Raw genomic sequence first — 24,995 nt, forward strand, 5'->3', positions numbered from 1 at the left:
ATAGAGAAGGAAGAAACAGACACCAGTGGGGTGATTTGCTGGCTTAAGTCAAAATTTTTGACAATAGATGATTAGCCAGCGCGGAATAAGTTGCGTAAAATAGACTTTTATTTCCCTCAGGCCCGTCATCATGAACCGTAAAGAACAGATCCTTGACGCTGCTGAACAGTGCATGAGATTAAAAGGCTTTTATCAGACATCAATCCAGAATATTGCCAGCCAGGCAAATATTAGCGTTGGCCTGATTTATAAATATTTCACCAATAAAGAGTCGATTATTGAGGCGCTGGTATTCACTATCACCCAACGGCTGAAAGATTTGCTTAATGATGATCTGGAGCAGATTGCCAAATCGGGTGGTGAGGCACGTTTACCACTGTTCTCTGCGGGTCTGGTGCCCCACGAAGTCGAAAACGATATTGTGTTATTGATGGAGATATCGTCTGAAGCCATGCGTAACCCACGCATTATGCAAATCATGACCGATGCCTGGAAAAGCCTCAGAGAGAATTTTATTAATAAAGAACAGGCGTTGTATCCGGGTAAAGACGCCAGCGTTATTCATACGCGTTTATATGTGCTCTCATTAATCATTGATGGCATTATTATTCGCCGCTGTATGAAACAACGTGAAATTGCACCCGCCTTTGTGCCATTTTTTGATGGTATCATCAGCGATGTCAATAATAACGTTGCCCAACAATGAATTACGGTAACAAATGCTGATTGAGGATAGTGCTGAGTCGCAACAACTCGGGCTGATTCAAATCATTATCGACAAAAGTGCGACAGGCTACGCCATCAATCAGTAACAACAAAAAATGGATCTGGTTAAAACGCTGCTCCGCACTGATTTGCGGATTTTGCTGTTGAAAAACCGGCTCAAGAGCAGAAATAAGTTGTTGCTCCTGCTGCGCAAGAATATCTCGCACGGCAGCATTACGTGAGGCTTCTGAATAGACCTCCAGTAATAAACACTGGTCTTTTATCGACCACTCACGCCAGAATGCAGAATCTCTGGCGATAATATCTGCCACCTCGGGCTGCTGGCTGAGTTTCTTTTCCAGAAAAAGCCGCCACTCTTCAGCGATCACTTTTACCGTTTCGCTCACCAATAATTCTTTGCTGCTAAAATAACGATAGATTTGCCCGGCACCCAAACCACTTTCGGCACTCATATCCGCCATACTGGCACCATGAAAACCAGAACGACTGAAACAGACTTTCGCCGCAGCAATAATCAGCTGTTTACGCTGGTGCAAAAAGTCTTGCTGCTCTGGCCTGGTCAAATTTAATTCCTTAATTCAAAAAAATAACCTGCGCGATAAATCGCGCCGCTACGTATTTAAGAGCGCGACATAGTACAGTACGCGGATTTTTGCCGATAGCCGTGACAAAAATCCGCTTACATTTTACCGTGGGCCGATACCAAATCGGCCAACGGCATGTTTTACAACTTCAGTTCAGATTCTTTCAACGCTGTACCGCCACCCATCACCTTGTAGAAGGTGATCAGGTTCAGGTAATACGCCTGCTGCGTGCTGACCAGGCTGGTACGCGCGCTATACAGCGTGCGCTGCGCGGTCAGTGCATTCAGGTAAGTATCCACCCCGTTGCGATAACGCAGGTCGGCCAGATGGTAATAGGTCTGCGATGCCGCCACGTTATTACGCTGGCTGGTCAACTGATCATTGATGGTGCCGCGTCGGGCCAGCGCATCCGCCACTTCCTGAAAGGCAGTTTGCACCGCTTTTTCATACGCCGCCACGTAGTATTCCTTCTGCGCTTTGGTGTATTTCAGGTACGACACGTTGTAGCCGCCTTTAAAGATCGGCAGTGAAATGCTCGGCGCGAAGGACCAGATCCCGGCACCGTTTTTGAACAGTGACGAGAGATCCGAACTGCCGACACCGCCGCTGGCGGTCAGGGAGATGGTCGGGAAGAAATTCGCCCGCGCCGCGCCAATGCTGGCATTGGCTGACTTCAGGTTATGCTCCGCTTCCAGCACATCCGGGCGGTTCAGCAACGCATCGGAAGAGATCCCGGCGGGGACGTCGCGGAACGCCTGGCCCAGCGCATCGATATTCGCTGGTAACAGGTTATCCGGTACGCTGCGTCCTACCACCAAATCCAGCGCGTTTTTGTCCTGCGCCACGCTGGTGGTGTAGCTGGCAACATCCGCCATTGCTGACTGGTAAGTGGTTTCCGCCGAGGAGACATCCACCATTGAAGCGGTGCCGTGCTCCATCTGCTTACGCGTCACTTCCATCGACTGCCGCGCACTCTCGGCTGTCTCTTTGGCGATGGCCAGATTGCTGCGATCCGCCGCCAGCGTTAACCAGTAATCCACCGTATTGTACAGCACCGTCAGGCGCGTGCTGCGTGCGCCCTCCAGCGTGCTGAGATACGTTTCATACTGCTCACGCGTCAGACTCTGGTTTTTACCAAACAGATCCAGCTCGAACGAACTGACACTCCCTTCCGCGCTGTAAGAGTTGCTGATCGCGGTTTGATTACCTTCACCGGTCAGGGCGCGTGAACGCGTACCGCTCACCCCGGCACTCAGGCTCGGGAACAGATCGGCGCGTTCCTCGCCATATTGCGCATGGGCGGATTTCACGCTGGCGACCGCTTCCCGCAGATCGCGGCTACTATCCAGCGCCATCGTCACCACCTGACGCAGTTGGGGGTCAAGAATATATTCCTGCCAGCCAATATCGCGGTAGTTAGCCGCCTGCGCACCCTGTAACGATTTATAGGCATCCCCGTTTGGCGTGGTGTTGGCAACCGGTGACGCCGGACGTTGATAGTCCGGGTCCAGCGACATACAACCCGCGAGAAAACAGGGTAAAAACACCACCAAAAGTTTTGCTGACATGTTATTCCCCCGTCTTCTCAGCAGATTCAGTGTGGCTCGCATGACTATGCGGCAGGCCTGGGAACACACGACGGACCAGCACAAAGAACAGCGGGACTAAGAAAATCGCGAGCAGCGTGGCGGAAATCGTCCCGCCAATGATGCCCGTACCGATGGCGATACGGCTATTCGCCCCTGCGCCGGTGGATATTGCCAGCGGCAGGACCCCGGCGGTAAACGCCAGCGAGGTCATAATGATCGGACGCAAACGCATCGAGGCTGCATGGACCGCAGCTTTCACCAGGTTTTCCCCTTTGCGGTAATTCTCCTCAGCAAATTCGACGATCAGAATGGCGTTCTTCGCCGACAGGCCGATGATGGTGAGCAGCGCCACCTGGAAATAGACATCGTTTTCCAGTCCACGCAGCGTAACCCCCAGCAGCGCACCAAAGACCCCGAGCGGCACCACCATCATTACCGAGAACGGTACTGACCAGCTTTCATACAACGCCGCCAGACACAGGAACACCACAATCAGCGAAATGGCGTACAGCGACATCGCCTGGTTGCCGGACAGGCGTTCCTGGTAGGACAGCCCGCTCCAGGCATAGGTGGTGCCTGCTGGCAGTTTACTTGCCAGTTTTTCCATCGCCGTCATGGCATCCCCCGAACTTTTACCCGAGGCGGATGAACCCTGGATCTCATAGGACGACAGACCGTTGTAGCGCGACAGGACATCCGGGCCATAGGTCCAGTGCGAAGAGGAGAACGACGAGAATGGCACCATCGTGGTGTCACCGTCGTTGTCGGTGCCGGCCACAAACCATTTATTGATATCTTCCGGTTTGCTGCGGAAATCCTCGTCACCCTGCATGTAGACCTTTTTCACCCTGCCACGATCGGTGAAGTCATTGACATAAGTCCCGCCAATCGCCGCACTGAGGGTACTGTTGATATTGCTGACCGACAGACCCAGCGACTGGGCTTTTTCATCGTCGATATCCACCTGCAACTGCGGCAGATCCGGCAAGGTATTGGCACGCACGCTACTCAGCACCGGATCCTGATTGGCGGAGGCGATTAACTGGTTACGCAGCTTGAGTAACTCGTCGCGACTGGTGTTGCCGCGCGCCTGTAACTCGAAGGTAAAGCCGTTCGACTGGCCCAGACCGGAAATCGACGGTGGTGACAGCACAAACACCTGCGCATCGCGGATGCCGGACAGATTCATCATGGCGCGACCGGCAATCGCGTCAGCGGTGTTTTCCGTCCCTTTACGATCGCTCCAGTTTTTCAATGAGATAAAGCCAATCCCCGCATTCTGCCCGCTACCGGCAAAGCTGAAGCCGTTCACCAGCATGCTGACGTTGACGTTATCCTTCTCTTTGGTGGCGAAGTATTGCTGGATCTGGCGGCGTACTTCGCTGGTGCGGTTTTCAGTGGCACCCGGTGCCAGCGTGTACTGCACCATGATGTAACCCTGGTCTTCGGTCGGCAGGAAGCCGGTGGGCAGACGCAGATACATAAAGGCACAGCCAATCAGTAGCACCGCATACAGCAGCAAATAACGCACCGAGCTGTGGATCACATGCCCGACTTTCTCGTGATAACGCGCCTGAATTTTTTCGTAGCTGCGGTTGAACCAGCCAAAGAAACCTTTCTGGCCGCTTTCATGATCGTGCGGTTTCAGTAAGGTGGCGCACAGCGCTGGCGTCAGCGTCAATGCCACCACCACCGACAGCACCATTGAGGAGACGATGGTGATGGAGAACTGACGGTAAATCACCCCGGTGGAACCGCTGAAGAAGGTCATCGGCAGGAAGACCGCTGACAGCACCAGTGCGATACCAATCAGCGCCCCGGTGATTTCCTTCATCGATTTCTCGGTGGCTTCACGCGGCGGCAGTCGTTCTTCGCGCATCACACGCTCAACGTTTTCCACCACCACGATGGCGTCATCCACCAAGAGTCCGATGGCGAGCACCACACCAAACATCGTCAGGGTGTTGATCGAGTAGTTAAATACCGCCAGCACCCCAAAGGTACCCAGCAGCACCACCGGCACGGCAATTGCCGGGATCAAGGTAGTGCGGATGTTTTGCAGGAACACAAACATCACGATCACCACGAGGATGATGGCTTCCACCAGCGTTTTGACCACTTCCTCGATGGAGATTTTAACGAAGTCGGTACTGTCGAGCGGATAGGCGATGTCATAACCACTCGGCAGGCTGGAGCGGAACTCATTCACGGTATTTTTCACGTTCTCCGCCGTGGAGAGCGCATTGGCTCCCGACGCCAGTTGAATCGCGATACCCGATGCCGGATGGCCGTTAGCCAGCACGTTGGCGCTGTAGTCGTCATCGCCCATTTCCACGCGCGCGACATCACTAAGATGCACCACTGAACCGTCGGTCTGGCTTTTTAACACGATATTGCGGAACTGTTCCGGCGTTTGCAGACGGGAACGGGAACGCACGGTGGCGACCAGTTGTTGCTCTTTGCTCGCCGGTTGTGCGCCGATCTGCCCCGAAGACACCTGGGTGTTTTGCGCTTCCAGCGCGGTTTCCACATCCGAAGGCATCAGTGAATAGGACGCCAGTTTGGCCGGATCGAGCCAGATACGCATCGCGTATTCTGCACCGAACACCTGCACGCTCCCCACGCCCGGCAGACGCGCCAGCGTATCTTCCATGTTACTGACGAGGTAGTCGGCAACGTCCGAAGAGGTGGCTTTGTTGTTTTTGTCGTACAACGCCATGATCAACAGGAAGTCACTCTGTGCCTTCTCGACCGTCACACCCTGTTGGGTCACGGCGTCCGGCAAACGGCTTTCCGCCTGCTGCACTTTATTCTGCACCTGGACCTGGGCGATATCAGGATCGGTGCCCTGCTCAAAGGTAACGGTGATTTTGACCTGGCCGGTTGAAGCGGTACTGGTGGAGGAGAAGTAGAGCAAACCATCCAGACCGGTCAACTGCTGCTCAATCACCTGAGTCACGCTACTTTCCAGCGTTTCTGCGGATGCACCGGTGTAGGTGGCCTGGATACTGATTTGCGGCGGTGCCACATCAGGATATTGCGCAATCGGCAGGTTTTTGATGCTGAGGATACCGAACATCATGATGCAGATGGCGATCACCCAGGCAAAAACAGGCCGTCGGATAAAGAACTGAGCCAACATAATCAGTTCCCTCCGCTGGTGTTCGCGCTGGCATCAGTCGGGGTGGTGGTGCCCGTTTCGACCGCTTTCACGGTCTGCCCCGGTTGTACTTTACCGGTGCCTTCAACGATCAATTTGTCGCCGCTTTGCAAACCGCTGTCGATCAGCCATTTGTTGCCAATCACGCGATCGGTCACCACTTCACGGCTGGCAACTTTGTTGTCTTTATCCACCACCAGCGCGGTGGCGTTGCCTTTCGCATCACGGGTGATGCCCTGCTGCGGCGCCAGCAGCGCATCATTTTTCACCCCGTTGCTGACGGTGGCGCGTACGTACATGCCAGGCAACAACTGGTGGTCCGGGTTAGGGAAAATGGCGCGCAACGTGACGGTACCGGTTGATTCATCCACCGAAACTTCCGTCAGCTCCAGTTTACCGGTGTGATCATAGGTTGAACCGTCTTCCAGTTGCACGCTCACCGGGACTTCATCACTGTTCTGATGCAAAGACGCCTGCTGGCGTTTCAACTTCAGCAACTGCACGCTGGACTGGGTGAGATCGACATAGATCGGATCCAACGCACGAATGGTCGCCAGCGCCGTGGTTTGCTCGGACGTCACCAGCGCGCCCGGCGTGACGGATGAAATACCAATGCGGCCACTGATGGGCGCTTTGATTTGCGTGTAATTGAGATTGATGCGTGCACTCTCAACCGCCGCTTTGTATTGCGTTACCGAGGCGAGATTTTGCTGGTAGGTGGCCTCGGCATCGTCAGCATCCTGACGGGAAACGCCGTTTTCCTTGACCAGTGCCGCATAGCGTTCAGCTTTCAGTTTGCTGCTTTTGACCACGGCGACGGCGTTTTTCAATTGTCCGACCGCTTCATCATAACTGGCCTGATAACTGGCGGGGTCGATCTGATAGAGAACCTGACCGGCTTTAACCTCATCACCTTCCGTAAACAGACGCTTCTGGATAATGCCGCCCACCTGGGGACGCACATCCGATGTCATCGTACCGGTAACCCGTCCAGTCAGTTGACTGGTTAAGGTAACCGGTTCTGTTTGCAACGTTTTCACGCCAACTTCCGTGACCATTGTCCCGGGTTTGTTCTCTGCACTCTGGTCACAGGCGACAATCAAAAATGCCAGACCTGCAATAACATACCGCTGAAAAACCATCATGGTAATCCTATAGTGAACGTTCATTCTCGGCGGGGAGTTTAACAAACAGGCAGCGGGGCGTATGTAAGCAAAGCGAAAAAGCGGGAATTTTATAACCACACGAGCTGTGCAGGATTTATGCGGTTGGGGTTGTTGAATAGTTATCATGCTCTACATTGATATACATCATCGAAAATAGTTCGCCCTCCCCTCAATGATTAATGGTCCAGTTTATTGTGAATAATACGCGCTTATTGGCGAGCGCTATTTTATGACCTGATGACAAATGAGAGAAAATTATGCTGGTAATAGCCATTATTCAACACACGCCAGTTTGGGTGTGGATTCTGTTTATTTATCTTCTGTCACGCGGTATCAAAGCCCTTAAAACGCGTGAGGTTCCGGTGGGTAAATTATTCCTGATTCCCGTGTTGTTCCTGCTGTGGGCGATTCATGGCGTGTTTACAGAAACCCACTGGACGCTGGCTGCACTGGGGGCGATGCTCGCGGGCCTGTTATCAGGTGGCCTGCTGGGGGCAATGCTCGGACGCCGGAATCGACCCACCACGCAAAGTAGTCAGCCAGGGACGATAATTCGTCCCGGCTCGGTGCTACCACTTATTTTTATGGTGGTGACATTTATTGCCAAATACGTGCTTTCGGTATCCGTGATTTTACAACCGGCGCTGATTGATTCGTTAACCTTTAATTTAGCGCATGGTTTAATTAGCGGATTAACAGCCGGCGTATTCTGGGGAAATATGCTGGTCGCGTTTATTCCGTGGTATCGATCACGCATAAAGCCGGCTTAGCATGTTCCGTAGCGGCGCGATTGATCGCGCGACTTTGATTTTGACGTTGCGGTTAAAATGCGCGATAAATCGCGCCGCTACAGGGATATTTATTACGCGAAACGCTGCAACGCCAGCAACGGGCTGGTCAACGGGCGTTGTTCCTCCGTGAAGTCCTGCGCCGCCACCGCCATCGAAACCTGGGCCAGCGCCACATGGTCAGCGCCTTGCTGACGGGCCTGATTGACGGCGTCTTTAATCAATCGACGATAGCCCTGTTGATCCCCTGCTTTGAAGGTCGCCCAGGCATTGGGGATCAGGCGCACTTCCGGTGGCAATCCTGCCAGCGTTGATGGACAGAACAGCGCGGTGGTTGCCGCCAGCGTGGATTCTGCGGCACAGAGCACCAGCGATTTACCGCCGCGACGATGGACTTCATCAGCCAGCATGCGATCGGTACGATAAACCTGACAGTCATTTGCTGCATTGTGAAAACCATCCGCGACCGGCCCCAACGTCGAACAGGTGATCAGAATGGCATCAAACCACGGCGTCAGGCTGTCCAGCAGCGCCGTGATCTGCGCCTGTTGCTGGCTGGTCATGCCGCCACTCAATTCAGCTTCCGCCAACAGATGTGGCATCACCAGATGGCTTATGGTGGTCGGTGCGATACCCAGGCTGGCGGCAGCCTGATCAAAGATGGCGATATTACTGGCGGCGGTGTGTAAGCAGGCAATGGTCATAGGAAATCCTTTTGGCGTAATCAGCGATGTCGCTCACTATCCTGCTTAGCTGCGTTGCATTAGTCACGAAATTTCATCAGAATTATTTCACATTGCCATCAGTAGGTTATCGCTGACACGCGTAGCATCATGGACCTGAACCTTATTGCCTTTATTATCGCCATCCTGCCGGTCGCTTTGTCACCGGGGGCCAGTTTCACCCTGGCGATCAACAACACCCTGTCGGCAGGCAGTCGTGGTCTGGCGGCAATCATTGTTGGTACTGCGTTAGGCATTTATACCCACGCGCTGCTGATTGGTTCCGGTATCAGCGCCCTGCTACTGCATTCTCCCCGCGTTTTTACCCTGCTGAGTTTCGCCGGTAGCCTTTATCTGTTCTGGCTGGGGGTACAATTGATCAAACGAGGCCGCAATGTCGCCTCACCCTACCTATCCGCACGCCCGCGCCAGACGACGATGAAAGAAGCCTGGCTGGCAAATGTGCTGAATCCCAAAGCGGTGATGCTCTACCTCACCGTGGTGTCACAGTTTGCCGGTAAACAAAGCGCATTCGCGCATTTTTTGCTGCTGGCGACCGTGCATATCCTGATTATGAGCCTGTGGCTGGTGCTGGTGTGCTTCGCCCTGCTGACCTCGGCCAAACTGATCAACATTCAGAAAATGGGTTTCTTTATTAACGTCATCGGCGGCGCGGTGCTGGTGATTTTCGCCATGCACAACTTTGCGCAGTTGCTGCTAAAACTGATGGGAATTTCGTAGCGGCGCGATTTATCGCGCATTTTGACCGCAATATCAAAATCAAAGGCGCGCGATAAATCGCGTCGCTACGGGTAAAAATGCCCCGTCCGTGTTGCGACAAGGCATATTTTTCAGCTTACTTCAGGCGGAATGCCACCACGCTGTCACCTTGTTTGGTGCCAAGTGAACCGTGACCGCCCGCCGCAATCACCACATACTGCTTACCATCTTTACCCATAAAGGTGGAGGGTGTGGCTTGTGCGCCAGCACTCAACTCGGTCTGCCACAGCAGTTCGCCGGTGGTGCTGTCGTACGCACGGAAGAAGTTATCTGCCGTAGCGCCGTGGAACACCAGATCGCCCGCCGTCACCAGCGGACCACCATGTGCCACCATCCCCATCGGGAAACCAAGCGGGAAACGCCCCGGCAGGAAGCTGGTGTTAAGGTTTTTGGTGGTACCGACGCGACGTAACCATTCGGTTTTGCCGGTCTTCAGATCCACACCCACCATCCGGCCCCACGGTGGCGCGATGCACGGAATGCCGAGATCGGAAGCCAACTGCTGGATATGGATAGCGTAATCACCGTGGAAGTTTTCATTCCAGTATGGCTGACCATCTTTGGTGAACATGCGTTCGGTGGCCGTCTGCGGGGTACGCTTAATCAGGGTATATTTGTAAGCCAGACGCACCGGTGCCGCAATCAGTAGCTGACGCTGTGGATCGACCGCCACCGAACCCCAGTTGAACACTCCAATATTGCCAGGGAAGATCAGCGAGCCCTTCTCCGTCGCCGGAGTCCACGGATTGCCATCGTAACGCAGGGTGCGGAAGTCGATACGGCATGACATCTGGTCAAACGGCGTAATGCCCCACATCGATTTTTCCGTCAACGGCTGCGGAATAAAGTTCAGGCTGGAGACCGGTTGTGTGGCGGCAAATTTCTCACCCGCTACGCCACCCTCGGTGGAGACCTTCACCTGATTCACCGGATAGACCGGCTGGCCGGTGAGGCGGTTCAGCACAAACAGGTTGCCGGTTTTGGTCGGCAGAATGACGACCGGCTGACGATTCCCCTGATAATCGATATCCACCAGCGACGGCTGTGACGGATTATCACGGTCCCACAAGTCGTGGTTAGAACTCTGATAACGCCATTTGAAGGCACCGGTGTGCAGATCCAGCGCCACCAGCGCATCGCGGAACTTCTCCGTGTTGCTGTTCGCATCACGTTCGATACCCACTTCATCCGGCGAGGCGTTGCCAAACGGCACATAGACCAGGCCATTTTTCAGATCGGCGCTCAGCGTGCCCCAGGCAACCGGAGTATCCTGCGGATAGGTTTTATCCGCCGCGACCGGCTGGGTGTTATCCGGGTTAGCCGGGTCGAAGTTCCACACCAGACGGCCAGTCAGCACATCATAGGCACGGATCACACCCGACGGGTTGCCGCTGTTGAAGCCGTTGTCCATCACCGAACCGCCAACAATCACCAGATTGCCTGCCACCAGTGGTGCGGCGGTTTGCATCAGCGCATGTGGACGGACTTCGCCCATGTTGCTGTGCAGATCCACCACACCGTTGTTGCCAAAGTCAGCGCAGAGTTTGCCGGTGTCCGCATCCAGCGCAATCAGCTGCGCATCGGTGGTGGCATTGAAAATGCGCTTACGGCAGATAGCCGGATTGGCAGCTGAGCTCTCCGTCGCCACTGGCGTCTGCTGGTAATAACTGACGCCACGGCAGGTCTGATGCTGCTGCAAATACGAGCGATCTTTGGCTGGCGTATATTTCCACTTCACCGCACCGGTTTCCGGGTCGAGCGCATGGACTTCATTGTGCGGCGTACAGAAATAAAACATGCCGTTGGCTTTCAGCGGCGTTGCTTCAAAGGTGTATTCACTGGCGTCATCACCCTGACGCAGATCGCCAGTGTGATAAGTCCAGGCCACTTCAAGGTTTTTGACGTTATCTTTGGTGATCTGATTCAGTCCCGAGAAACGCAGACCATCCGGTGTGCCACCGTAGGCGGTCCAGTCGTCTTTCGCGCCCTGCTCGCCAGCCTGCACGCGTTCATTACTGATGGTGCCTGCCTGCGGCAGGGGATCGTAGAAGCACAGCCCGATCACCAGCACAATCATTACGCTCACCGTACCACCCAGCAGCGGATGAAAACGGCGTTGCCCCTGATACAGCGGTTTCACCACCCACGGCATTGCCAGCCACAGGCCGATAACCCCAAATACATCACCACGGGGAATCCATTGCCACTTATCAAAGCCCACTTCCCAGATAATCCACACCAGCGTAATCCACATCAGCACCGCATACAGCGCCAGGGCACTACGTTGTTGTTTAAACAATAAAATGGCGGTAATCAGTAACCCAACCGCCATCAGTGCATAGAATGCACTTCCTCCCAGCATCAACAACTTACCGCCCATGTAGAGCAGCGCGATGCCCAGTATCGCCAGTACGATACTGGTGAGTTTGTTAACCATGCTTATCCCTCAAGCTTTGCAAAAGCACTTAAATTTTCTTAAAAGAAACCTACAGATGTTCAACATAATTTTAACTAACGTTAAGAAAATGCTAAACCGCATGTCCAAACGTATCATAAGGAATGTTTATCAATTTAGCGCAGCTGATTTGAGACTGCCGTAGAGCACATCAATCCGTGATTGAAATCACGTTTCATTATTGATGGGGAGAATTAATCATTAGTGAGGATAAATAGCATCTTTTGTTCATGAGATGAGCAGTAAATCACCATAACAGGTTAACCGTATGATTAATCGCCTAACCAAAATCGTAGCGGCGCGATTTATCGCGCAGTTTTCAGGATTATTTAAACACGCGCGATAAATCGCGCCGCTACGGGACCGTACATAATTGTGCATTAAATGAATTACTTTAATTGGTTAGTTTTTCTCTGGTGCGATTATTCCCATAACGACTTCCCTCGCTCATATCTATCTCGACAATTTCATTCAGTTTTTAATTAATTCGGCATTTTCACATTATTTAATAATGATAAGTCATTGCACAGGGTGGTTATTTTGAGAGTTTTCTCAGCCTAAAAATATCAGGGGGGTGTGATATAAGTCACGCGACCGTTCTGGAGTAAGTCTGCTTATAACAAGAAGGTTAACGATGATCAGTGCCAATTCACTTTATCGCAAATTACGTTTCCCCTTTAAGCTCACCCATGCTGCGTTAAAATATCCCCGAGCCAGTGCCCGCGTCAGACAATATAAAGTGTTGTCACCGGAGCAGACCATTGACTTGCTACTGAACAACGATCACCTCTCAATCAGCCGCTACGGTGACGGTGAACTGGAGATGACCTTGTTTAAAAACATTGGTTTTCAGGCATTTGATGAGCGGCTTTCAATCCGTTTAAAAGAGATTTTGCGCCGGGGTGTGAATCATAATCCCAGTTGTTTATTGTGTTTGCCGGACGCCTTTCGCAGCACGCGACATATGCGTTTTGGCTCTGCCTTGTTCTGGTTTTTCCATAAAGCGTTTTGTTTTTTACGCTATGAGCCATTATTAAGTAAGAAATATTGTTACGGTAATACTTCGGTGACGCGGCCTTATCACGATTATAAAGACAAGACATCATCTGCGGTGATCTTTGCCAAGTTCCAGCAATTATTCAAAGACAAAAAGATTTTAATTGTGGAAGGCAGTGGCACACGTTTGGGAATGGGTAATGATTTGTTAGCTGGCGCGGGTGAAATCAAGCGTATAACCACCCTTAACCGTAACGCCTTTTCGGTTTACAACGAGTTATATAGTGCCGTACTGGCTCATGGTCGCTATTTTGACATGGTCCTGATTTCACTTGGCCCCACCGCCACGGTGCTGGCGTACGATCTCAGCCAGCAGGGTATTCGTTGCATCGACAGTGGACATATTGATATCGAATACGAGTGGATGCGCAGCGCCGCACGCGACAAAGTGCAAGTGGCCGGCAAGAACGTTAATGAAGTCGGCGTATTATTAAGTGATGAGGTGATCGATCCCGATGAACACTATCGCAGCCAGATTCTGCAACATGTCGGAATGACACCGGAAGCGGTGCCAACCGCTGCATCGCTACGTCAGCCGATAGTGTAAACGCCCCTCAGCCTGGACGTTGCGACGAATATCGCCGGGACAACGTCTGTTTATCTCAAGCAATCTCAAAAAATGGTTTTTTTGAGATTGCTTGAGATAACGCCTGATGTACATGCCGTAGCGGCGCGATTTATCGCGCATCTCTATAACCGCGCGATAAATCGCGCCGCTACGACATACTGTGGATATCAGATACGCTACCGGTGCTGATGACGCTGGCAAAATGCCACGATATCACCGGACTGAAAATCACCGAGATGTGCCATCAGTTTCTCCAGCGGCCAGTGCCACCAGGCAATCGCCTGCAACTGTGCGGCGATCGCCGGGGTAAAGCGCATACGGATCGGTCTGGCCGGGACGCCACCGACAATGGTGTAAGGCGCGACATCTTTGCTCACCACCGCCCCGGCGGCCAGCACCGCGCCATCGCCTACCGTCACACCTGGCAGTACGATCACCCCATGACCGATCCACACGTCGTGCCCAATGATCACCCGGTCAGCACGGCGTTCGGCAAAAAACGTGCTGTCACGCTGCGCATGGCTGTCGTAGTACTCAGGACAATAGGTAAATCGATGCTGCGAAGCACGATCCATTGGATGATTCGGCGCACCAATGCGCACCTGATTAGCGATAGCGGTAAAGCGACCTATCTGGCTGTCTGCGATGCAGCAGTGCTCACCGACATAAGAAAAGTCGCCTAATTCGCTGTATTCGAGATAGCTGTGGGCGAGGATTTCACACTGCTGACCAATGTGAGTCTCGCGCATACGCACGCTGGGATCGATGACGGTGTGTTGCAGTTTAGCCGGTTGCACAGCAGCGAGTGCCATAGCGAAAACTCCGTGGTGGTCAGATGTCTGGATAACTGAGCTGCGCCAGGGCAGCGACGAGACATCAACCTAACCGGGCAAGATGACAGCCAGATGGCAACAGTACCATCCGGCGTAACCTTTATGGCCGGGCGGCAGTGCCGTCCGGTAAACGTGCATTGGTCCACTCCGGCAGACCACCGGAAACCGGGTATTTCGCCGCCAGTTTCTCGTCAATATCCACCCCTAATCCCGGACGTTCACTCAGGTAGGCGTAACCACGGTCAATTTCCGGGCAACCGGGGAACACCGCCTGAAGCGCTTCATTGACCGGCGTATATTCCTGAATCCCCAGGTTGGTAATGCTCATATCGATATGCAGGTTGGCCGCCACACCAACCGGTGAGATATCACCCGGACCATGCCAGGCGGTACGTACGCCGTACAATTCCGCCAGCGTGGCCAGTTTCTTCGCCGGGGTGATGCCACCAATGGTGCTGACATGGCAGCGGATATAATCGATCAACTGCTGCTGGATCAGCGGTTTCCATTCGTTGATCTGGGTAAAGAGTTCCCCCATCGCTATCGGGGTGCTGCTCTGCGCACGCAGTTTGTTTAACCAGTCGATGTTCTCTGGCGCAACCGGGTCTTCAAGGAAAAACAGTTGATACGGCTCCAGTGATTTTGCCATCTGAATCGCGGCGATTGGCGTGATGCGCTCGTGCACGTCGTGGATAAATTCCACCCCAAATCCCAGCTTGTTACGCAGGTGATCGAACAAGCGCGGCACGGCTCGCGCATAGGCGTCAGGGTCAAAATAGATGCCGTGGGTCTGGCTGCGCGGCGATACTTTAGGCTGGATATTTTTCGCCCGCGCCAGCTTTCCGGCAATCAGACGCAAATCATCGGTGCCAGCGCCGCCATACATCCCCACCTGACAACGGACATACTGGTAGCCTTCCTCCATCCGTGCCCGGATATTGTCCTCGACTTCAACTTCATCCGCCCCATCGCAGTGCCGGTAAAGCGCAATGCCATCCCGGCATTTGCCGCCTAACAGTTGATACACCGGCAGATTGGCGAGTTTGCCTTTGATATCCCACAACGCCATGTCCATACCGGAGAGCGCATTGTTCATTACCGGGCCATTGCGCCAGTAGCCGCTGACAGCGGCCGACTGCCACAGGTCTTCGATACGCGCCGGATCTTTGCCGATTAAAAAGGGTTTGATGTAATTTTCAATCGCGGCCGCTACCGCATAAATACGCTGGGTAAAGGTGGCGCAGCCCAGGCCGTACAGTCCCGGTTCGCTGGTTTCGATCTTTACCACCACCAGATCAATCCCCCCAGGGGCGGTAAGGATGGTTTTGACGTCGGTAATTTTCAGTTCACTCATGAAATCCTCGCTTATCCTGTATGATGTCCTACATGTTATGCGTCAAAAAAAGCCCCTGATCTGATACCCGACGTAGCGGCGCGATAAATCGCGCCGCTACGGAGCATAGGGGCTTTTCGTTAACAATTGTGGCGCACGTCCTCGATGGCATGGACGTTGTGGGTCATGGCGCTGTTCAGCGTCTCGGTTGCCAGGGCCGCATCGCGATTTTTCAGCGCCATAAACACCTTGATATGCGCTTCCACGCTTTCAAGGGTGATGCCCAATACCCGGTTCAACTCCTCAAGGTAATGCACGTAGATCCCTTTCAGGGATTCCATAACGTGAATAAACACCTTGTTGTGCGAGGCTTTGACGATTGCCAGATGAAAATCATAATCCGCCAGCGAATACTTTTTGTAGTCGTCACGACTCACCAGCATGCGGTTCAGCGCCTTTTCCAGCGCCTGAACATCTTCATCCGTGGCGTTTTGCACCGCCAGCTCCATGCAACGGAATTCGACCGTCTGGCGAAACACCCGCATATCATCGAACTCTTCCTGCGACAGATGCAGGATTGGCGCGTTGTCACTAAAGGCGTCGTAGCGGGCCAGGTCGCGGGTGACATAGGTCCCCTTTCCCTGGTGTGTCACCACCACGCCCAGATCACGCAGCTTCTGCACCGCACTGCGCACGCTGACGCGGCTCACCTGGAAGGTGGCGGTTAACTCCGCCTCCGAAGGCAGCTTGCAACCTGATTCCCAGACGCCGTTCTGAATGTTTTGTTTCATCTGTTCGTAGATAACATCGACGACATTATGCTTTTGGACGCTTTCCAGGCTCACCGGTTATTCTCACTTGTCCTACATGTCTGAGGTTTTAACGCTTCACACTCCGCCTGACAAGGGAAAAATGATCACCCTGTCCGACAACTGCCATCAGAATAGAATGATTACTCTATTAAATTCATTGATTTAAGACAGAAACCTTCAATGTACCCCGCGCAGAGCGCTGCGCAAAACTGTGAGCTGACCGGCAATTACTGCGCCTGGTAATTGCTGTCAATATCGGCTTCACGTACAACGTCCCCATGCAACTTGTTAGTCATGTTACATCGAGGGATAAATTGCTATGCAAAACTTATTTAACCTTAGCGGCAAAACCGCGCTGATTACCGGTTCAACGCGGGGACTTGGTCTGGCTTATGCGCAGGGACTGGCTCAGGCTGGCGCTCGCGTGATCCTGAACGGCACCCGTGAAGAACATATGCAGCAGGCACTGGCAAGCCTCAAAGCCCAGGGCTGCGATGCACACGGGTTCCTGTTCAATGTGGCGGATGAAGCCGAAATCGAAGCGGTGTTCGCCCGGCTGGACGCCGAGCAGATCGCGGTAGATATCGTGATCAATAACGCTGGGATCCAGTTTCGCAAACCGATGCTGGAACTGGCGCTGGCTGACTGGCAGCGCGTGCTGGACGTCAATCTGACCAGCGCCTTTCTGGTGGCACGCGCGGCGGCCCGTCGTATGGTGGCACGTAACAGCGGCGGCAAAATCATCAATATCGGCTCGCTGACCAGTGAGGCTGCCCGCGCCACGGTGGCCCCCTACACCGCCGCCAAAGGCGGCATCAAACTGCTGACCAAATCGATGGCGGCCGAATGGGCGCCGTTTAATATCCAGACCAATGGCATCGGGCCGGGCTACATCCTGACCGATATGAACGCAGCGTTAGTCGATAAAGCAGAGTTCAATCAATGGGTGTGCAACAGCAACCCCTCCGGCCGCTGGGGTAAACCTGAAGAACTGATTGGCACCGCAGTTTATCTGGCTTCTGACGCCTCAAATTACGTCAACGGTCAGATGATCTATGTCGATGGCGGCTGGCTGGCCACCTTATAAATCCCTCGTCACTTCACCGATAAAAAACCATTCACGGTAAAGGCTGAATATGAAACCGACTCGTACCCGACTTTCTGTTCTGGCGATGCTGTTTGTTGTCACGGCAATTAACTATATGGACCGGGCCAACCTGTCCGTTGCTGGCTCTCACATCCAGGGAGAGTTCTTCCTCTCGGCAACCCAACTGGGGCTGCTGTTTTCGATGTTTACCTGGTTCTACGCCATGAGCCAGATCCCGGTCGGCTATCTGCTTGACCGTATTGGTTCACGCTGGCTGTACGGCAGCGCCATTGTACTGTGGAGCTTCTTTACCCTGTTGATGGGGCTGGCATCGCATCACTTTTTCACTACCGCCACCGCCTCATTTATGATGCTGCTGGTGTGTCGTGCGCTGATCGGCGTGGCGGAAGCGCCCTCCTTCCCCTCCAACACCAAGATCATCGCCACCTGGTTTCCCGACCATGAACGCGCTCGCGCCACGGCCACCTACTCCAGTGCGCAATATATTGGCCTGGCTCTGCTGACACCGGCGCTGTCATTTATTGTCAGCCAGTGGGGATGGGAGATGTCGTTTTACATCTCCGGCTTGATTGGCATCGTGTTCGGCGTCTACTGGTTGATTGCCTATCGCGACCCGCAGCACAGTTCCCGCGTCAACAGCGCGGAACTGGCGGTGATTCGCCAGGGGGGTGGCTACGGCTCCAGCAACCAGCAGAATCAAAACCCCGGTGTCAACTGGCCGTCCGTGCGTTACATCCTGCGCCAGCGTATTACCTGGGGGCTGTTTATTGCGCAGTTCGCGGCCTCCTCAACCCTCTACTTTTTCCTGACGTGGTTTATCGTCTACCTCGAGAAGGGATTGCATCTGTCGATTGATAAAGCCGGAATTGGTGCGATGTTCCCCTATCTGATGGCGATGGCGGGCGTACTGTGCGGCGGCACCCTGAGCGATATGCTGCTGAAACGCGGTCATAGCCGCACCTTCGCCCGTAAGCTGCCAGTCATGACGGGGATGTTGCTGACCTGCTCGATTGCGCTGGTGAATTTTTTCCAGGATAGCCCGGTGATTGCCATCGCCATCTTATCCATCGCCTTCTTTGCCAACGCCTTCTCCAACCTCGGCTGGGTGGTGTGCAGTGACGTGATCCCGCGCCATCTGATCGGCACCATAGGTGGCTTCCTGAATATTTTCGGCAATCTGTCCGGCATCGTCAGCCCGATCATTATCGGGGTGATTTTGCAGCGTACACAGAATTTCCAGTACGCGATGTGGTACATCGCCGCCGTCGCGCTGTGCGGATTCCTCGCTTATTTGTTACTGGTCGGAAAAATTGAGGTGCTGACGCCACCCAGCGAGGAACAGCCGGAAAATGCCAACTCACGTTTTGATACGCCCACTGATTTACAGAGAGAAGCATAATGCAAAAGAAAACCGTTAACGCCGTGGTGGTGAGCGCCGCCCATGATGTGCGCTGTGAATCCCGCGAGATTGAGTGGCAAGAACATCAGGTGCTGGTGCGCGTTGAGCGTGGAGGCATTTGCGGCTCCGATATTCATTATTACCAGCATGGCCGCGCAGGGATGTCGGTATTGAAAGCGCCGATGGTGTTGGGCCATGAGTTTGTCGGCATCGTCGATCAAGCTCCGGCACAGAGTGGTTTACAGCCAGGGCAACGGGTGGCAATCAATCCGTCGCAACCGTGCCAGCAATGCGCGTTTTGTCTGGAGGGCAAACAAAATCTCTGCCGTTCCATGCGCTTTATGGGAAGCGCCCAGTTTTATCCCCACGTTAACGGCGGCTTTGCCGAGTACGTTGCCGTTAACCCGGTGCAGTGCGTGCCTTTTGCCGCCACATCTGATCCGAAGATCATCGCCTTTGCCGAGCCGCTGGCGGTGTGTATCCATGCAGTGCGTCAGGCAGGCGATTTAACCGGTAAACGCGTGCTGGTGACCGGAGCCGGGCCGATTGGTTGTCTGGTGATTGCCGCCGCGCTGGCCTCGGGTGCCACCGAAGTGATGGCGACTGATATCAGCGAACGTTGCCGTGATCTGGCGCAGCAAATGGGTGCCAGTCTGACGGCTGACCCACGCGACGGAGATGTCACGCAAGGCTGGTCGGAAAATGGCGGTGCGTTTGATGTCTGCTTTGAAGCCTCCGGCGCATCCGCTGCCGTGGCCTCTGCCGTCAGTTTCACCCGCCCCGGCGGCATTATCGTGCAGTTGGGGATGGGGGCGCCCGAAGTGAACTATCCCGTTGGCCCGCTGCTGGTCAAAGAAGTGCAGCTGCGCGGCTCTTTCCGCTTTACCAGTGAGTTCACTACCGCGGTGCGCTGGCTGGAATCCGGCAAGATCAACCCCCTGCCGCTGCTTTCCGCTGAGATTGCGATGACCGAGGCGGTCAGTGCGCTGGAACTGGCCGCCGATAAAGAACGCGCAGCCAAAGTGCAACTGGTGTTCTAACCTGACGTAGCGGCGCGATTTATCGCGCAGGTTTTTCCAGAATCGTGCACAGAACTGCGCGATAAATCGCGCCGCTACGGATCAACCGTTTCTTTGTTTCAGCAGTTGCTGTCCGGCGTTCTTCTCCAGTCGCCAGACATTGACCAGTGAACAGGCTACCAGCAGCGATATGCCGATAAAGGCCACATTCACATCCATCTGGCCCGGAACGTTGCTGTCGCGCCATCCCATTGATATCCGCATCAGCAGCGCCGAAATCGCGATACCCGCACTCATGCTGAACTGGAAAAAGATACTGAAGATCACCGAGGCATCCGCCATCTTCTCCTGCGGCACGTCGGCAAAGCCGAGGCTGTTGTAGCAACTGAATTGCAGCGAACGCGTCAACCCACCAATAAACAGGATGGTAGCGATAGCAAAATAACTCAGGGATGGACTGAGTAGCACACAGCTCAGCACCGCCAGCAGACTGATCAAGCCATTCCACAGCAAAATGCGGCGAAAACCGAAGCGGTTCATCAGCCAGGTGGTGGCCGGTTTCATCGCCAGATTACCGGCAAAAACCCATAACACCATCGAACCGGCCTGCACCGCGCTCCAGCCGAAACTGAGCTGAAACAGCAGCGGCAACAGGAAGGGAATGGCGTTAATCGACGCCCTGAAATACGACCCGGCAATTGCCGTACTGCGGAAAGTGGGAATGGCAAGCGTCCCAAACGGCAACAGCGGAGCCGGATGACGCAGGCTATGGCGATAGCTCAGTACCGCGCTGGCGATCCCCACCACCAGCAACAACAATCCGCTGGTCAGTTCGCTGTGTCCCAGCAGTTCCAGCCCGCTGACCAGCGTCACACAGGCCAGGGCGGTATAGACAAACCCCAGACCATCGAATGGCCGCAGCGCGTGGTTGCGGCTTTGCGGCACCAGCCACCAGGTGGCAACCAGCGCCAGGATACCTAACGGAATATTCAACCAGAAGATCCACGACCAGTGTCCGTAAGTCACGATCAAACCGCCCAGCGGCGGCCCCAGCACCGGCGCAATCAGTCCCGGCCAGGTGATTACCGCGATGGTTTTCACCATCTGCTTTTTCGCCGTCACCCCCAGCACCACCATGCGTCCAACCGGCACCATCAGCGCACCGCCGATGCCCTGCAACACCCGGCTAAAGGTGAACAGTGGCAGGTTGTCGCTGACGCCACACAACACCGATGCGAGGGTAAACAACAGAATCGCGGCGGCGAACAGGTTGCGCGCGCCAAAGCGTCCGGCCAGCCAACCGCTGATTGGGATAAAGATCGCCACCGCTAATAAATAGGCACTGATACCGACATTCAGCGCCACTGGCCCGACGGCAAACTCACGCGCCATTTGTGGGATGGCGGTGACGATCACCGTGGCATCAAGGTTTTCCATAAAGAAAGTCAGCGCCACCAGCAGCGCCAACCAGAGCGTGCTGCCAGCCGGGGCGGTGGGTTGTGACGAAGGATGAGGCATTCCTTTGGCGTCCTGTTCAGGTGAGAAAAAACGGGCAGAATTCCACACCTTAACATGTTGCGGCGCGATTTATCGCGCCCCGGCTTAAAACACACGCGATAAATCGCGCCGTTACGAGCCCAACCACCGCAGTGCGACATCCAACAGCACCTGCGCACCGGCGCTGACGTGCTCCGGTTCCGCCCACTCCTCTGGCGCATGGCTGATGCCCGCGCGGCAGGGAATAAAAATCATCGCCGACGGGCAGATCGTCGCCAGATAACGCGCATCATGCCCGGCCGCAGAGAGCAGCGAAAGCGCCGAGTAGCCGTGTGCAGCCGCCGCCTCGCTGATCATCTGCTGCAAACGCGCATCAAAGCGATTGGGTGCCGCCTCGCTCAGTCGTTCCATCGCGACCTCGCAAGGCGCGGCCAACTCACTCATCAGTCGTTCCGTCAGCATCCTGAGTTGCGTTAACCGCTGGTCGTCCGGGTGACGCAGATCGATGCGAAACGTCAGCCTGTCCGGGATGACGGAAGGTGCATTGGGCTGCATCTCCAGCCGACCAATGGTAAACATCACCTGCGGGTCGGCCTCACCCACGTCTTGATAGAACTGCTGCGCCATGTGGGTAAAACAGCGCAACACGTCACGTCGCGCCGTCATCGGCACCGTCCCGGCATGACCTCGCTCGCCCCGCAGCGTAACCTGCCAGGTCACTTTCCCCTGAATCCCTGTCACCACGCCGAGAGTCGCGCGCGCCTGCTCCAGTTGCGTCGCCTGCTCAATATGCGCTTCGAGATAGGCCGCGGGAGGATGCACGCAAGAATAACGCGGCAGCGGCACGGCCTGACGCAGGTGATCCAGCGCCTGCCCTACGGCGATCCCCTGAGCATCGGTGACCGCACGGATGGCGGCCAGCTCGCGCGCACCCGCAAAAAAGGCGGACCCCATCATGCCTGGCGCAAACCGGGAACCTTCTTCATTCATCCAGGATACCGCTACCACATCACAAACGGGCTGGATGCCGCCTGCGCGCAGCACCGTCAATACCTCCAGCGCCGCCAGCACCCCGTACACGCCGTCGAATCGCCCGCCGGTGGGTTGGCTATCGAGATGACTCCCCAGCAACAACGGCGCAGCCTGCCGATCGCTACCGGGTAAAATGACAAACAGATTGCCAGCCTCATCACTGCACATCTCCAGATCGCTGGATTGCGCCCAATGCCGCATCAACCGCCAGCTGTCTGCTTCCTGCTCGCTCAACGCCTGGCGGTTAACGCCATCGCCAGGAATGGCACCGATTTGTGCCATCGCCATCAGCCGCTGCCACAGCCGTTCCGCATTAATCTGCATACATGCTCCTTGTCAGTCGGTACGCATAATCTGCGCCGGATTGGCGCGCGGATCGCGTACTCCCCAGTTACCGCTCTCCACCTGAGCAAAGAATTCCGCCAGCAGTTGATTAAACAACTGTGGCTCCTCCAGGTTCAGCGTATGGCCGGTTTTCGGCAGGATCGCCAGTCCGGCGGCAGGCAGGTGTTTTTTCAGGTACAACCCGGGTTGCAGGCAGTGATCGTCTTCATCCCCCACCATGATCAATACCGGCAGATGCAGCGCTTCAATCTGCGCCTCCAGCTGATAAAACGCCGGTCGCCGCGCCTGCACGCCGCGCATGGTGAGTGAGGCACCCAACGAGTCATGCTCTGCCAGGCGATCAGCAAAACGTTGCCAGCCCAGGGGGTCTTTGTTCTGGAACTGAACCCGGCTGGCCCCCAGGGCATAGGTTGGCGCGAACGCTTTCGCCCCCTGACGGGCAAAGTTCTCACCAACCTGCAATGAAACCTGGCGAAAATAGGCTTCGGTTTCCGGTTCACAACCGTAGCCCGCGCCAGCGATGGTCAGCGACAGCGCGCGCTCAGGCGCATTCAGACCAAAATGCAGCGCGGCGAACCCGCCCATCGACAGGCCAACGATATGCGCCTGCGCGATGCCGAGGCCATCCAGCACCGCCAGCGCATCGTCCACCGCGCGCTGTTGTGAATAGGCCTCCAGCGCCTGCGGCACCGATGAGGGTGGATAACCGCGTGCAGCGTAGGTGATGCATTGGTAGCGGCGGCTAAAAGCGTGGATCTGCGGCTGCCAGCTATCGTAATTGCCACCAAATTCGTGAATAAACAGAATCGGTGTCCCCGTGCCGTGGCATTCGACCCACAGCTGAACCTCATCATTGGTGGTGATATACATGGTGCGTTCCTCAGAATGGTTGCCGAAATTCATGCTGTTGCGCCGCCTGCGCCACCATTTCCGGCAATAACGCAGCAAATTTTTCCGCCCAGGCGGCAGGGACGGTGGTGCTAACCTTGATAAAACGATCGCCAAAGGTGGCGGTGTGATAACCGCCGTGGCGGATCTGAATCCCCTGTTGCAGGTAGCACTCCACCAGCGCTTCCGGGCGAATATCAGCCCCGGTCACATCAATCACCAGGAAATTGCCGCCAGAGGGATAGACCGGCAGCGACAACCCCGGCACGCTGGCTACCGCCTCGGCGATGCGCGCTTTGTTGCGTTGATCTTCCGCCAGTAGCGTCGCCATCCACTCGGCTTTCACCGTTAACCCGGCTTCAGCGGCACGCTGTGCCGGAACACTGGCCCCCAGCACGCCGCCGTTATAAGGTGCCAGCTCAGCCAGCAACGCCGGGGCAGCAATCAGCGCGCCAACGCGCAGTCCCGCCAGCCCCAGCCATTTGGAAAAACTCACCGACATCACCACCTGCTCGCTATCCAGCCCCAGCGCGGCGACATGTTCCGGTGCGAAATCGCGGTAGGTGCAGTCATGGATCAGCAACGCATTGTGGCGACGAGCGATGGCAATAAACGCCTGCAACTCTTCACGGCTGTAATGGATACCCAACGGGTTATTCGGATCGACGAGATAAATCAACGCGGTGTTGTCATCCACTGCGGCTGCCAGTGCTTCTGGTGTCAGGCGATAGTGACAATCGGCATTCCAGATGGGGATCTGAATCACCTGCGATCCCATCTGCTCGGCAAACTGGCATGGCCATTTCCAGCTCGGATCGGTGGTGACAAAGGTGGTGCCGGGGCGGCAGCGGGCGCGGCAGAGGGTCGCCAGCGCATTCACCCCACCATCGGTCACCATCGCCTCCACACCGCTGATGCCAATATCGTTCACAATGGCACGGCGCAGTGACTCAAACCCCAGGGGGGGCGCGTAGGCGTTAAATTCCGCCGCCGCCACCGAGTCATGCAGTGCCGCCTGCACCGCCGGATGCGCTGGCAAATGGTTGGTGTTCTGCCCCATCCAAATCAACCCTTCAGTGGCAAACAGGCGATCGAACCAGGCGTTACGCGTATAAATGTCAGACATGCTGCGCTC

General features: G+C 55.0%; 20 protein-coding genes. 7 read left to right on the forward strand and 13 right to left on the reverse strand.

Annotation, left to right across the window (positions count from 1 at the left end):
* The first annotated feature begins 130 nt into the window (after window positions 1-130).
* Window positions 131-706, forward strand: coding sequence for a TetR/AcrR family transcriptional regulator (locus tag L579_RS05685; protein WP_021183322.1), 576 nt, complete (start codon window positions 131-133; stop codon window positions 704-706).
* A 1-nt stretch (window position 707) separates the two neighbouring features.
* On the opposite strand, the gene L579_RS05690 is transcribed toward L579_RS05685, so the two are convergent.
* The 4 genes from L579_RS05690 to L579_RS05705 form a co-directional block, all read right to left on the reverse strand.
* Complete coding sequence (locus L579_RS05690) at window positions 708-1,289, reverse strand: TetR/AcrR family transcriptional regulator (RefSeq protein WP_021183323.1); 582 nt, start codon at window positions 1,287-1,289, stop codon at window positions 708-710.
* Between the two features lie 161 nt (window positions 1,290-1,450).
* Entirely contained in the window at window positions 1,451-2,878 is a 1,428-nt protein-coding gene (locus tag L579_RS05695) for an efflux transporter outer membrane subunit (RefSeq protein WP_021183324.1), read from the reverse strand.
* Between the two features lies 1 nt (window position 2,879).
* Window positions 2,880-6,041, reverse strand: coding sequence for an efflux RND transporter permease subunit (locus L579_RS05700; protein WP_021183325.1), 3,162 nt, complete (start codon window positions 6,039-6,041; stop codon window positions 2,880-2,882).
* A gap of 2 nt (window positions 6,042-6,043) precedes the next feature.
* Complete coding sequence (locus L579_RS05705) at window positions 6,044-7,204, reverse strand: efflux RND transporter periplasmic adaptor subunit (RefSeq protein ID WP_021183326.1); 1,161 nt, start codon at window positions 7,202-7,204, stop codon at window positions 6,044-6,046.
* 278 nt (window positions 7,205-7,482) lie between these two features.
* Between L579_RS05705 and L579_RS05710 the strand changes: the two genes are divergently transcribed.
* Window positions 7,483-7,995: a DUF6622 family protein gene (locus L579_RS05710; RefSeq protein WP_021183327.1), complete on the forward strand. Its 513-nt coding sequence runs from the start codon at window positions 7,483-7,485 to the stop codon at window positions 7,993-7,995.
* A gap of 92 nt (window positions 7,996-8,087) precedes the next feature.
* Here L579_RS05710 and L579_RS05715 read toward each other — a convergent pair whose 3' ends face one another.
* Window positions 8,088-8,717, reverse strand: a complete 630-nt coding sequence (locus tag L579_RS05715; protein WP_021183328.1) for an aspartate/glutamate racemase family protein — start codon at window positions 8,715-8,717, stop codon at window positions 8,088-8,090.
* A 129-nt stretch (window positions 8,718-8,846) separates the two neighbouring features.
* Between L579_RS05715 and L579_RS05720 the strand changes: the two genes are divergently transcribed.
* Window positions 8,847-9,476: a LysE family translocator gene (locus L579_RS05720; RefSeq protein WP_021183329.1), complete on the forward strand. Its 630-nt coding sequence runs from the start codon at window positions 8,847-8,849 to the stop codon at window positions 9,474-9,476.
* A gap of 115 nt (window positions 9,477-9,591) precedes the next feature.
* Here the strand turns inward: L579_RS05720 and L579_RS05725 are convergent, their stop codons facing one another.
* A complete protein-coding gene (locus tag L579_RS05725) occupies window positions 9,592-11,952 on the reverse strand; it encodes a membrane-bound PQQ-dependent dehydrogenase, glucose/quinate/shikimate family (protein WP_021183330.1) in 2,361 nt (786 codons plus the stop codon).
* Between the two features lie 652 nt (window positions 11,953-12,604).
* Here L579_RS05725 and L579_RS05730 point away from each other — a divergent pair.
* Complete coding sequence (locus tag L579_RS05730) at window positions 12,605-13,573, forward strand: GT-D fold domain-containing glycosyltransferase (RefSeq protein ID WP_021183331.1); 969 nt, start codon at window positions 12,605-12,607, stop codon at window positions 13,571-13,573.
* Between the two features lie 197 nt (window positions 13,574-13,770).
* Here the strand turns inward: L579_RS05730 and L579_RS05735 are convergent, their stop codons facing one another.
* The 3 genes from L579_RS05735 to L579_RS05745 form a co-directional block, all read right to left on the reverse strand.
* Complete coding sequence (locus L579_RS05735; RefSeq protein ID WP_021183332.1) at window positions 13,771-14,406, reverse strand: DapH/DapD/GlmU-related protein; 636 nt, start codon at window positions 14,404-14,406, stop codon at window positions 13,771-13,773.
* Between the two features lie 121 nt (window positions 14,407-14,527).
* Complete coding sequence (locus L579_RS05740; protein WP_021183333.1) at window positions 14,528-15,781, reverse strand: enolase C-terminal domain-like protein; 1,254 nt, start codon at window positions 15,779-15,781, stop codon at window positions 14,528-14,530.
* A gap of 119 nt (window positions 15,782-15,900) precedes the next feature.
* Complete coding sequence (locus L579_RS05745; protein WP_021183334.1) at window positions 15,901-16,605, reverse strand: FadR/GntR family transcriptional regulator; 705 nt, start codon at window positions 16,603-16,605, stop codon at window positions 15,901-15,903.
* Window positions 16,606-16,891: 286 nt separating this feature from the next.
* On the opposite strand from L579_RS05745, the gene L579_RS05750 reads away from it, so the two are divergent.
* The 3 genes from L579_RS05750 to idnD are packed head-to-tail and all read left to right on the forward strand — an operon-like array spanning window position 16,892 to window position 20,119.
* Complete coding sequence (locus tag L579_RS05750) at window positions 16,892-17,659, forward strand: SDR family oxidoreductase (protein WP_021183335.1); 768 nt, start codon at window positions 16,892-16,894, stop codon at window positions 17,657-17,659.
* Window positions 17,660-17,708: 49 nt separating this feature from the next.
* Window positions 17,709-19,079, forward strand: a complete 1,371-nt coding sequence (locus tag L579_RS05755; RefSeq protein ID WP_021183336.1) for an MFS transporter — start codon at window positions 17,709-17,711, stop codon at window positions 19,077-19,079.
* A complete protein-coding gene (idnD, locus tag L579_RS05760; RefSeq protein WP_021183337.1) occupies window positions 19,079-20,119 on the forward strand; it encodes an L-idonate 5-dehydrogenase in 1,041 nt (346 codons plus the stop codon). The genes L579_RS05755 and idnD overlap by 1 nt, the downstream gene beginning before the upstream one ends.
* Window positions 20,120-20,200: 81 nt before the next feature.
* On the opposite strand, the gene L579_RS05765 is transcribed toward idnD, so the two are convergent.
* The 4 genes from L579_RS05765 to L579_RS05780 all read right to left on the reverse strand — a co-directional run bounded on the left by L579_RS05765 (window position 20,201) and on the right by L579_RS05780 (window position 24,986).
* Window positions 20,201-21,616, reverse strand: a complete 1,416-nt coding sequence (locus L579_RS05765) for an MFS transporter (RefSeq protein WP_021183338.1) — start codon at window positions 21,614-21,616, stop codon at window positions 20,201-20,203.
* 111 nt (window positions 21,617-21,727) lie between these two features.
* Window positions 21,728-22,951 (reverse strand): hydantoinase/carbamoylase family amidase, encoded by a 1,224-nt coding sequence (locus tag L579_RS05770; RefSeq protein WP_021183339.1) that lies wholly within the window; start codon window positions 22,949-22,951, stop codon window positions 21,728-21,730.
* 12 nt (window positions 22,952-22,963) lie between these two features.
* Window positions 22,964-23,875, reverse strand: a complete 912-nt coding sequence (locus L579_RS05775) for an alpha/beta fold hydrolase (RefSeq protein WP_235056567.1) — start codon at window positions 23,873-23,875, stop codon at window positions 22,964-22,966.
* Window positions 23,853-24,986, reverse strand: a complete 1,134-nt coding sequence (locus L579_RS05780; protein WP_021183341.1) for a pyridoxal phosphate-dependent aminotransferase — start codon at window positions 24,984-24,986, stop codon at window positions 23,853-23,855. The genes L579_RS05775 and L579_RS05780 overlap by 23 nt, the downstream gene beginning before the upstream one ends.
* Window positions 24,987-24,995 lie beyond the last annotated feature (9 nt).

It is taken from the genome of Pantoea sp. AS-PWVM4 (genome assembly GCF_000468095.1).
Lineage (GTDB): Bacteria > Pseudomonadota > Gammaproteobacteria > Enterobacterales > Enterobacteriaceae > Pantoea > Pantoea phytobeneficialis.